We start from the raw sequence: 10,029 nt of genomic DNA on the forward strand, positions 1-10,029 counted from the left end.
GGAGCTGGCTGCGATAGAAGCGAGCCTATGACAGCGAATTCAGCCAACGCCACCCCAGAACCCGTCCGACTGACCTCGCTGGCGCACGGCGGCGGCTGCGGCTGCAAGCTGGCGCCGGCGGTGCTGCAAGACATCCTGAAGGGCATGCCGGCGACGGCGGCCTTCTCCGACCTCATGGTCGGGACCGACACCTCCGACGACGCCGCGGTCTGGCGGCTGAACGAGACCCAGGCCCTGGTGGCGACCACCGACTTCTTCATGCCGGTGGTGGACGACCCCTTCGACTTCGGCCGGATCGCGGCGACCAACGCACTCAGCGACGTCTACGCCATGGGCGGGACGCCGATCCTGGCGCTCGCCATCGTCGGCATGCCGATCGACAAGCTGCCGCCAGCGACGATCCGGGCGATCCTGGAAGGCGGCGCCAGCGTCTGCGCGGCGGCGGGCGTGCCGGTAGCCGGCGGCCACTCCATCGACTCGGTCGAACCGATCTACGGCCTAGTGGCGCTGGGCCTCGTCCATCCCGACAAGGTGCTGACCAACCGCACCGCGCAGGCGGGCGACGTCCTCATCCTGACCAAGGCGCTGGGCGTCGGCGTGCTCAGCGCCGCCTTCAAGCAGGAACGGCTGGATGACGCCGGCTATGCCGCCCTGATCGCGTCCACCACCCAGCTGAACTCGGTCGGGCGCGAGCTTGGCGACCTCGAAGGCGTCCATGCCGTGACTGATGTCACCGGTTTCGGGCTGCTCGGCCACGCGCTGGAGATCTGCCGCGGCTCGGGCCTCTCCGCCGACCTCGGCGCCGATCCGCCGCTGCTGGCAGGCGTCGAGGCCCTGGCCCGCGCCGGGGTCCGCACCGGCGCCTCGACCCGCAACTGGGCGAGCTATGGCGGCGACGTACGCCTGCCCGCCGGCCTGGCGGACTGGAAGCGCGATCTGCTCACCGACCCGCAGACCAGCGGCGGCCTGTTGATCGCCGTGGCGCCGGAGGCGGCCGAGGCGGTCCTGGCCCTGGTTCGCGACCGGGGGTTCGCCTTTGCCGCCAACGTCGGCCGACTGGCCGCCGGCCCTGCCGAGGTGCGGGTCGCCTGAGGCCTCCCCACGCCGTGACTTGACGGATCAGTTTACGGATGTAACGTCAGCGGATAATTACGGACGTAATGCCATGACGCGGATTTCGGCGGCGGAAAGCCAGGTGATGGAGGCGGTCTGGAGCAGTGGCCCCTTGGCCGCCGACGAGATCGTGGCCGCGGTCGGCGCGCCGCAGGGCTGGGGCGAGGCCACGGTCAAGACCCTGATCAACCGCCTCCTGAAGAAGAAGGCGTTGGCCTCGGAGCGCAGCGAGGGCCGCACCCGCTACCGGCCGCTGGTCAGCCGGGCGGAATATGTCCAGGGCGAGAGCCAGGGGCTGCTGGACCGGCTGTTTGGCGGCGAGCTCGCCCCGCTGGTCGCCCACTACGCCAAGCACCGCAACCTGTCGTCCGAAGAGGTGGCGCGGCTTAAGCGTCTGATCGCGGACCTCGACAATGGCGACTGAGCTTCTCGTCGCCCTCATCCACCTGAACCTCGCCGCCGCCGGCGCCGTCCTGGCCGTGCTGGCCGCCCGCCCGCTGGTCCGCAAGCACTTCGGGCCGGAGATGGCCTATCGCCTGTGGCTCTGCGTGCCGATCGCCGCGGCCGCGGCCCTGTTCCCCGCCGCCGCCGCCACCCGCATCGTGCCGCCGGGCGAGGGCCCGCACTTCGATCCGGTCTATCAGGCCTCTCAGGGCCTGATGCACGCCCCGGCGGGTACGCTGCTTGGCCTGTGGCTGGCCGGCGCGGCCCTGGCCGCCGCGATCATCGCCGTCAGCCAGCTGAAGTTCCTCGACATGGCCCGCCGCGGGCTGGCCGGCCCGGCCGTCGCCGGCGTCATCGTGCCCCGCATCGTCATGCCGGCCGACACCGACGCCCGCTTCTCCGTCGAGGAGCGCGCCCTGATCCGCGCCCATGAGCGCACCCACATCGACCGCGGCGACCCGCGGACCAATGGCCTGATCGCGCTCGCCCAGTGCCTCTGCTGGTTGAACCCGCTGGTGCATCTGGCGGCGCGCGAAGCCCGCCTCGACCAGGAGTTGGCCTGTGACGCCCTGGTGCTGGCGCATCGTCCGGGCCAGAAGCGCCGCTACGCCGAGACCCTCTTGAAGACCCAGCTGGGCGCCATCGCCGCGCCCCTCGGTTGCCACTGGCTCGCGGGCCGTTCGGCCCACCCGCTGGAGCAGCGGATCGCGGCCCTGCGCAGGCCGGCGCCAGACTTCCAGCGGCAGGACATCGGCGCCTTCGTCATGGGCGGCGCCATCCTGCTGGCCGCCTACGGCGCCTGGAAGGCCCAGCCGCTGGCCCCCGCCGAAGGCATGCCGCCGGACGAGGTGTACGTCGTCCACGAGGTGCACCACATGCAGGCGATCATCGTCGCCCATCACAAGCCGGCGCTCGCCGTCCCGCCGCTTCGCCTCTAGCCGCGCGGGCCCGCGGTGTTGGCTCTCACCCGACAAGACATCGCGCGCCAAATCCGGCCGTTGGCCTTCCTGGCCCTGCTCGGCCTCTCGGCCTGCGATCTGGGCCGCGCGACCCAGAGCGAGCTCCTCGCCCGGCGCCAGGCGCTCGATCCGCCGCAGCTGTGGCGCGTCGAGGTGATCGGCCGTGACGGCGCGGTCCAGGCGGCGGTCTACGTCTGCGCCGACGCCAGCCTGCGCGAGAGCTTCACACGCACCCGCGCCGAGGTGAACGGCCAGATCTGCAAGGACACGACCTACCCGTTCATGCAGTCCAATGGCTGGGCGTTGAGCTGCCAGGTGAACGGCCGGCCCTTTGGGATCAGCGCCACCACCGTCGGCGATCTCAAGAACGACTTCCGGCTCGATTTCGGCCTGACCGAACTCTACCACTACCGCACGCCGAAGGACCCGAAGCCGTTGACGGCCAGCCAGGTCCGCCACTTCCTGCGAATGGGGCCTTGTCCCAGCGGCTGGAGCATCGGCGACCAGGCCAAGCCCGGCCGCAAACCCCACAACGCCTGACGTCTAGGGCTTCAGCCCGAGGGTCCGTCCGGGCATGCCGGCGGCGTCGAAATAGGTCTCGCCGGCCGTCTCCTGGGCGTTGAGCACGGTGACGAAACCATTCGCCGCCGGCTCGGAGCGCACGGTCACCGCCCGCGCCTCGGGCGGGGCCCCGCCGTCGGCCAGCGCCTCGGCCATCACCCGCCCGCGCAGGCGGCCGTTGTCGGAGAGCTGCAGGCCCAGGATATGCGCCAGGGTATTGGCCCAGTCGGCGTTGCTGACCGGCGCCGGATCGACGAAGCCGGCTTTGAAGTCCGGCCCGATCGCGGCCATGAAGTTGTGGGTGTCCTGGCGCCCGAACGAGCCGTGGATGCCCTGGCCCTGCTGCTGGCCGGAGTCGGCGAACTCCACGCCGCACATCTCCGGGTCGGCGCAACCGGTCGACCAGCTCTTGAACGACAGGACGATGGAGGGCTGCGGGGTGCGCGCCGAGCCGATCAGGCCGATCCGGCTCATCGGCAGGGCGCCGGGGATGGAGCCCAGGGCGTCGTTGACGAAGATCGCGCCCACGTACTCCTGCCGCGTCAGGAACTCGACGACCTGCGCCGCCCGCGCCTTCGCGTCAGGACCGGGCAGATAGATCAGGTCGGTGCCGCCGTTGGGGGCGATGATGATCTGCGGGTGCGCCGGATCGGGGCCCAGCAGCGAGCCGCGCCTGGGATAGAAGCCATCCTTGGGAACGACCTCCGACCCCGCGGAGTCATGAAGTTTGAGCTTCAGCTCGATCGACATGTCGATATCCAGGAAGCCCTGCGGCAGGAACCCCGGCTGCACGTCGCGATAGGCGAACTTGGACGCCGGGCTGGAATGGGCCTCGCGCGACATGGTTGAAAAGCCATGGTCGGCGGTGACGACGATGTCCGTGTTCGCGTCCAGGCCCAGCGTCTTCAGCGCGTCGCGCAGCTTCTGCAGGTCGTTGGAGGCGTTGCGGATCGCGGCCTTTGAAGTGGGCCCGTTGATGCCGGGCTCCAGCGCATTGAGGCTGTCGCCCTGGCCGTGCTGGGTGCCGTCGGGATCGCGCGACCAGAAGAGCAGGATGAACGGCTTTCCCTCCGCCTTGAACTTCGGCAACAGCACCTGGGTCGCGACGCCCGCGAACCAGTTCTGCTGCTCCACATTGGCCACCAGCACGCCGGCCATGTTGAAGGACCCGCCGCCGCCGTTCAGGCCGCGGTCCGGCGGCAGGGTGTCGAGGCCGGCGGCCTTCATCGCCGCGGTGATCTGCGGGTCCAGGGGAATGCCGTGGCCGCCGTCGCGGCCGCCGGTGTCGTCGTCGAGCTCGATGACCCCCTTGCCGTCGCGCGAGGTGACGTCCTGGATCGCCGTGGGCCCGTGCTTGCCGAGCGCGGCGACCGAATAGCCCTTGGCCCGGGCCGCGGCCAGCAGGGTGGTTTCGCCGAGATAGTTGCCGGCGAACCGCTGGTTCAGGAGGAGCTGAAGGTCGTCATCCTCGATGCCGGCCAGCGACGATCCGTAAGGCGCCGGCAGGGGCTCTCCGACGAACAGCGTGTTGCCGAAATCGCCGGTGTCGCCGAGCAGATGGCCGGTGGCGATGGCCGAGGAATTCGGCGTGGTGACCGTCGGATAGAGTGAGTGGCTGTTGGCGAAATCCACGCCCTCGGATCGCACCGCCGCCAGCGCCGGCGCGGTTTCCGGCGTCACGCTGTGCGAGCGCAGGCCGTCGGCGACGAAGATGATCACGTTGCGCGGGGCGGCCTGAGCTGACGCCGAAAACAAAACAGCCGCGGCGAGCGCACCCGCGGCGGCGAATCTGGAAAGCGTCATGAAGAGCCCCGTGGACGAAGGGCCGCACCATGGCGAGGCTTCGTGACAGCTTGGTTTCAACGCTGCGTGATGGACGCCTCCAGTTTGAACCCGAAGCAAGTTCGGGGGTTTAGGCCGGAAGCGACGGGAGGGGCCAGCAGGAGAGACCGGACCCATGGTCCAGATGGCTCAAACCGCCGGCGGGCTGACCCTCGCCCTTGCGACGGTGATCGCCGCCCCCGCCCCGGCTCAGGTGACGCCGGGCTCGCAGAACGGCCTCGGCCTGACCGGCGCCGACATCCCGCCGATACTGAAGCAGGTGCAGGCCGATCCCTATCGGGCGCCAGCGGCGCCCGCCTGCGAGAGCATCCCCCAGGAGATCCTGGCGCTGAATCAGGTGCTGGGCCCCGACGTCGACGGCGAGCGGGTCAAGGCCAGCAAGGTCCACATGGCGCTCAACTACGCCCGTGGCATGATCCCCTACCGCGGCTATGTGCGTTTCCTGACCCGTGCGGACTCCAAGGATAAGGCGCTGCAGGCCGCCGCGACCGCCGGCTATGCACGGCGCGGCTTCCTGCGGGGGCTCGGGGCCCAGCTGCAATGCGCGCCGGCCGCCGACACCGCTGTGGCCAACGTCAGCGACAAGGTCGCCGACATCCAGGTCACCGAGATCAAGGTGGCGGAGGTTGAGCCCGCGCCCAAGACCGCGCCCGGCGAGGAGATCGCCCGGCAGATGCTGACGCCGGTCGTGAGCATCCCGGCGACACCCGCGGCGCCCGGCGAAGCCCGTCCCGTCTCGACCCATGTGGTCTACCAATGGGTCGACACGGTCTCCGGCCGGCCGATCGTGCCGGACGATGGCCGTTAACGCCTGACTCAGGTCTCCGAAACCCGTTCTTCACCCCTGTCCTGTATCAATTCGTGACAACAGGAGCTTTCGTCCACGAGGCGGCGGCCGGTTATGGTGGGTGTCTTCATATGGCCAAAACGGTCCTCGTCGTCGATGACGACCCGACGCAGCGTCGGCTGATCCAGGCAGTCCTCGAGCGCGAGGGCTTCGCCGTCGCGCACGCTGAGAGCGGCGACCAGGCCATCGAACGCCTGGGATCCGGCGCGACCGTCGATGTGATCCTGCTCGACTTGGTGATGCCGGGCATTTCCGGCCAGGAGACCCTGGTCGAGATGCGCGCCCGCGGCTTCGCCCAGCCGGTCATCGTGGTCACCGCCACCGGCGGCATCGACACCGTGGTGCAGGCCATGCAGGCCGGCGCCATGGACTTCTTCATCAAGCCCGCCGCGCCCGAGCGGATCATCGTCTCGATCCGCAATGCGCTGTCCATGGGCGCCCTGAAGGGCGAGGTCGACCGGCTGAAGAAGCATGCCTCGGGCCGCACCAGCTTCGACGACCTGATCGGCGGCTCGCCGGCCATGACGCTGGTCAAGCGTCTGGGCGAGCGGGCGGCCAGGTCGGCCATCCCGATCCTGATCACCGGCGAAAGCGGCGTCGGCAAGGAAGTCATTGCGCGCGCCGTCCACGGCTCGTCCGAGCGGGCCGGCAAGCCCTTCGTGGCGGTGAACTGCGGCGCGATCCCCGAGAACCTCGTGGAGTCGATCCTGTTCGGCCACGAGAAGGGCAGCTTCACCGGCGCCACCGACAAGCACCTGGGCAAGTTCCAGGAGGCCAACGGTGGCACCCTGTTCCTCGACGAGGTCGGCGAGCTGCCGCTCGACATCCAGGTCAAGCTGCTGCGCGCCCTGCAGGAAAGCGAGATCGATCCGGTCGGCGGCAAGCGCGCCATCAAGGTCGACGTGCGCATCGTCTCGGCGACCAATCGCGACCTCAGCCTGGCGGTGAAGGAAGGGCGGTTCCGCGAAGACCTCTTCTATCGCCTGAACGTCTTCCCGATCGAGGCGCCGGCGCTGCGCGAGCGCAAGGAGGACGTGCCGGCCCTGGTCGACGCCTTCGTGAAGCGGTTCAACATCGAGGAAGGCAAGTCCGTCGTCGGCGCCACGCCCGAGACCGTCGCCTGCCTGGCCGCCTTCGACTGGCCGGGCAACGTGCGCCAGCTGGAAAACGCGGTCTACCGCGCCATCGTGCTGGCCGACGCTCCCTATCTGCAACCGCACGACTTCCCGTCGATCAGCGGCGTCGCCCCGCCGATCCACGCCCTTGAGCCGGTGGCGGCGAGCTTCGCCGCCCTGGCGCCCGCGGTCGGCCAGATGATCCCCGACATGCCGTCGGCGGTGCCGGTGCGCATCCTCGACGAGCGCGGCCATCTGCGCACCCTGGAGGAGATCGAGCGCGACCTGATCCAGCTCGCCATCGAGATCTACGCCGGCCACATGAGCGAGGTGGCCCGCCGCCTCGGCATCGGCCGCTCCACGCTCTACCGCAAGGTCCGCGAACAGGGCCTGGACGACGTGATCAAGGGAGGCAGCGATGAAACCGTCGAAGACGCCGACGCGCAGGTCGCGTGAAGCCCCCTCTCGCGAGGCAAGGCTGGCGGTCCTGATCCGCCTCGCCAAGGCCGGCGACCGCAAGGCCAAGACCGCCTGAGCGGACGAACGACTCTGCTGCTTCCCTAGCGGAAATAACGCCGTAACATTGGCGCCGACCCTTCAGGTCCAAATCCTTGGGAGGCAGCTCACATGTGCGACGACGAAATCCATCAATTCGAAGGCACCCTTCTCGCGCCGGAGACCCCGATCTCCCGCCGGGCCTTCGGCCTCTCCGCCGCAGCCGCCGCGGGCCTCGCCGCCTCGGTGTCGGCGAGCATGGCCCACGCCGAGGCCACGGTCACCGAGAAGGACGTCGACATCAAGACGGCCGACGGGACCTGCGATGCCGCGCTCTTCTATCCGCAGGGCAAGGGCAAATGGCCCGCGGTGCTGATCTGGACCGACATCATGGGGCTCAGGCCCGCGTTCCGCGACATGGGCCGGCGCCTGGCCGCCCAAGGCTATGTGGTCCTGGTGCCCAACCCGTTCTATCGCAAGGCCCGCGCCACGGAGACCGTCAAGCTCGACTTCGGCAAGCCTGACGAACGGGCGCAGCTCATGCCCATGGCCGCCAGCATCGGCGCGCCAGGCGCTGTAGAGGGCGACGCCTCCGCCTTCCTGGCCTTCCTCGACGCCCAGCCGCAGACCGACAAGAAGAAGGGCGCCGGGACCCAGGGCTACTGCATGGGCGGCCCGCTGGTCTATCGCACCGCCGCGGTCCTGCCCGACCGGATCAAGGGCGCCGTCACCTGTCATGGCGGCGGCCTGGTCACCCAGACGCCCGCCAGCCCGCACCTGCTGATTCCGAAGATGAAGGCAGAGGTCTACTCCGCCGTCGCCGCCAACGACGACCAGCGCGCGCCCACCGACAAGGACGTGCTGAAGAAGGCCTTCGCCGACGCCGGCAAGAAGGCCACCGTCCTGGTCTACGACGGCTGCAACCACGGCTGGTGCGTCAAGGGCAGCGCCGTCTACAACGAGGCCGGCGCGGAGAAGGCCTGGGCGGAACTCACGGCGCTCTACAAGCGCAACCTCGTCTAGCTCAGCTTGAAGCGCGCCAGCGCCTCGTAGTGCGGCCGCGCCTGGTCGGCGATCCTTCGGAGGTCGTCGGTCAGGGGCGCCGCCTTGGCGCGCTCGGGCGCGGCGAACCCGGTGGAGCGCTCCACCGCCTCGTACCAGGCCGGCGCCCAGACCCCGTCGCTCTCGCGTCGTCCGGCGGGCCAGTGCAGCATCTGCTCGGCGAACGGCACGCCCAAGGCCGCACAGAGCGCGCCCAGCGTCCGGCGCGGGTCAGCCAGCACGTCTGCGCCCTCGACCACCGGCGGCGCCCGGCCCAGGCGGTCGGCCTCGCGGTCGAACAGCTCGCGCTGACGCACGACCCCGATGTCCTCCAACGCCACCTCGGCCCGTTTTCGCACATAGGAGGCCAGCACCGCCGCCGGATCGCGGATCAGGAAGGCGTTCACGCAGGCGTCCGCCCAGTCGAGGCCGAAACCCGGGACCATGTGGTGGGTCATGTGCTTCTGGTAGAAGACCGGCGCGGGCTCGGCCTCGATCAGGGCCTTGGCCACCACGCGCCAGTCCTGCGGCTGGGCGGCCCGCACCTCGTCGCGCATCGGGTGGTCCAGCCCGGTCTCAGCCAGATAGGCCGCGTAGAACGGCTCATCGACCACCGCGCAATCGGGCCGGTTCTCGAAACTGCGCATCATCGCCGTGGAGATGTTCCGCGGCCCCGACCACATGGCGATCCGCACGATCGTCATGCCGCGGCATCGGCGTCCTTCAGCGCCTCATAGAGCGCCCGGAGCCGCGCCGTCACCGGCCCCGGAAGCGCCGCCGGCAGGACATGGCCATCCACCTCGCGAACCGGCGTCAGCCCGCCGAAGGTGCCGGTCACGAAGGCTTCGTCGGCGCCGTGCAGGTCGGACAGTGGGAAATGCCCCTGCTCCAGCGGAATATCGTTGGCCTCGCAGAGCGCGATCACATTGGCCCGCGTCACCCCGTTAAAGCAGAACTGCCCGCCCGAGGTCCGCACCCGCCCATCCTTCGCCCAGAAAAGGTTGGTGGCGTTGCAGCTCGAGACATGGCCGCCGGGGTCCAGCATCACCGCCTCGTCGGCCCCGGCCTTGATGGCCTCCAGCAGGGCGGTGATCAGGTTCAGCCGGCTGTGTGAATTCAGCCGCATGTCGAACATCTCGGCCGGGGTGCAGACGACTTGCGAGGTCGCCAGCGACAGGCCGCGCGTGACGATGTCCGGCGAGGGCTGCTTGTACTCGGCGGTGATGACGATGGTCGGCTTGCCCAGCCAGTTCCGCGGGTCCTGGTTGGCGGCGGCCTTCTCGCCGCGGGTCATCATCAGGCGCAGATGCGCGCCGTCGGTCATCCGGTTGGCGTCCAGCGTGCGCCGGATCTCCGCTGTCAGCGCCTCCCGGGTAAGGCCGATGTCGAGTTCGATCTTCTCCAGGCCCCAATAGAGCCGGTCGAGGTGCGTCTCGAGGAACAGCAGCCCGCCCTTGTGCAGCCGCAGGCCCTCCCAGACCCCGTCGCCGAGCACGAAGCCGGCGTCGAAGATCGACACCTTCGCCTCGGCGCGCGGCACAAGGGCGCCGCTGACGTAGATCAGAAGGTCCGCGTTGCGCGGATCGGTGGCGAAGTCCTGGCTTCCGGGCAT

At 69.8% G+C, this 10,029-nt stretch carries 10 protein-coding genes; 7 read left to right on the forward strand and 3 right to left on the reverse strand.

The annotated features are described in order from the left end of the window. The first annotated feature begins 27 nt into the window (after positions 1-27). From selD to VHS75_RS06510, 4 genes are all read left to right on the forward strand, one after another. On the forward strand, positions 28-1,092 hold the full coding sequence (gene selD / locus VHS75_RS06495) for a selenide, water dikinase SelD (protein ID WP_329637798.1): 1,065 nt from the start codon (positions 28-30) through the stop codon (positions 1,090-1,092). A 73-nt stretch (positions 1,093-1,165) separates the two neighbouring features. Continuing rightward, positions 1,166-1,537 (forward strand): BlaI/MecI/CopY family transcriptional regulator, encoded by a 372-nt coding sequence (locus VHS75_RS06500; RefSeq protein ID WP_293365729.1) that lies wholly within the window; start codon positions 1,166-1,168, stop codon positions 1,535-1,537. Then, positions 1,527-2,495, forward strand: a complete 969-nt coding sequence (locus VHS75_RS06505; protein ID WP_329637799.1) for a M56 family metallopeptidase — start codon at positions 1,527-1,529, stop codon at positions 2,493-2,495. Before VHS75_RS06500 ends, VHS75_RS06505 begins: the two co-directional genes overlap by 11 nt. A gap of 60 nt (positions 2,496-2,555) precedes the next feature. Next, a complete protein-coding gene (locus VHS75_RS06510) occupies positions 2,556-3,056 on the forward strand; it encodes a hypothetical protein (RefSeq protein ID WP_329637800.1) in 501 nt (166 codons plus the stop codon). Between the two features lie 3 nt (positions 3,057-3,059). Here the strand turns inward: VHS75_RS06510 and VHS75_RS06515 are convergent, their stop codons facing one another. Beyond that, a complete protein-coding gene (locus VHS75_RS06515; RefSeq protein WP_329637801.1) occupies positions 3,060-4,880 on the reverse strand; it encodes an alkaline phosphatase family protein in 1,821 nt (606 codons plus the stop codon). Between the two features lie 154 nt (positions 4,881-5,034). Here VHS75_RS06515 and VHS75_RS06520 point away from each other — a divergent pair, with 154 nt between their 5' ends. From VHS75_RS06520 to VHS75_RS06530, 3 genes are all read left to right on the forward strand, one after another. After that, positions 5,035-5,727 carry a hypothetical protein gene (locus VHS75_RS06520; protein ID WP_329637802.1) on the forward strand — a complete coding sequence of 231 codons (693 nt, stop codon included), beginning with the start codon at positions 5,035-5,037 and terminating at the stop codon, positions 5,725-5,727. 110 nt (positions 5,728-5,837) lie between these two features. After that, positions 5,838-7,337: a sigma-54 dependent transcriptional regulator gene (locus tag VHS75_RS06525; protein WP_329637803.1), complete on the forward strand. Its 1,500-nt coding sequence runs from the start codon at positions 5,838-5,840 to the stop codon at positions 7,335-7,337. A gap of 171 nt (positions 7,338-7,508) precedes the next feature. Beyond that, positions 7,509-8,399 (forward strand): dienelactone hydrolase family protein, encoded by an 891-nt coding sequence (locus tag VHS75_RS06530; RefSeq protein WP_329637804.1) that lies wholly within the window; start codon positions 7,509-7,511, stop codon positions 8,397-8,399. Here VHS75_RS06530 and VHS75_RS06535 read toward each other — a convergent pair. Both VHS75_RS06535 and VHS75_RS06540 read right to left on the reverse strand, forming a co-directional pair. After that, positions 8,396-9,121: a hypothetical protein gene (locus VHS75_RS06535; RefSeq protein WP_329637805.1), complete on the reverse strand. Its 726-nt coding sequence runs from the start codon at positions 9,119-9,121 to the stop codon at positions 8,396-8,398. The two genes, VHS75_RS06530 and VHS75_RS06535, sit on opposite strands and share 4 nt — an antisense overlap. Further along, positions 9,118-10,029, reverse strand: coding sequence for an aminotransferase class IV (locus tag VHS75_RS06540; protein WP_329637806.1), 912 nt, complete (start codon positions 10,027-10,029; stop codon positions 9,118-9,120). Before VHS75_RS06540 ends, VHS75_RS06535 begins: the two co-directional genes overlap by 4 nt.

This window comes from Phenylobacterium sp., assembly GCF_036264965.1.
Taxonomy (GTDB): Bacteria; Pseudomonadota; Alphaproteobacteria; order Caulobacterales; family Caulobacteraceae; genus Phenylobacterium.

Coding starts and splice junctions, on each gene's coding strand:
- VHS75_RS06525 (WP_329637803.1), top strand. CDS start 5,838: ATGGCCAAAACGGTCCTCGTCGTCGATGACGACCCGACGCAGCGTCGG.
- selD (WP_329637798.1), top strand. CDS start 28: ATGACAGCGAATTCAGCCAACGCCACCCCAGAACCCGTCCGACTGACC.
- VHS75_RS06500 (WP_293365729.1), top strand. CDS start 1,166: ATGACGCGGATTTCGGCGGCGGAAAGCCAGGTGATGGAGGCGGTCTGG.
- VHS75_RS06505 (WP_329637799.1), top strand. CDS start 1,527: ATGGCGACTGAGCTTCTCGTCGCCCTCATCCACCTGAACCTCGCCGCC.
- VHS75_RS06515 (WP_329637801.1), bottom strand. CDS start 4,880: ATGACGCTTTCCAGATTCGCCGCCGCGGGTGCGCTCGCCGCGGCTGTT.
- VHS75_RS06530 (WP_329637804.1), top strand. CDS start 7,509: ATGTGCGACGACGAAATCCATCAATTCGAAGGCACCCTTCTCGCGCCG.
- VHS75_RS06540 (WP_329637806.1), bottom strand. CDS start 10,029: ATGCCCGGAAGCCAGGACTTCGCCACCGATCCGCGCAACGCGGACCTT.
- VHS75_RS06535 (WP_329637805.1), bottom strand. CDS start 9,121: ATGACGATCGTGCGGATCGCCATGTGGTCGGGGCCGCGGAACATCTCC.
- VHS75_RS06520 (WP_329637802.1), top strand. CDS start 5,035: ATGGTCCAGATGGCTCAAACCGCCGGCGGGCTGACCCTCGCCCTTGCG.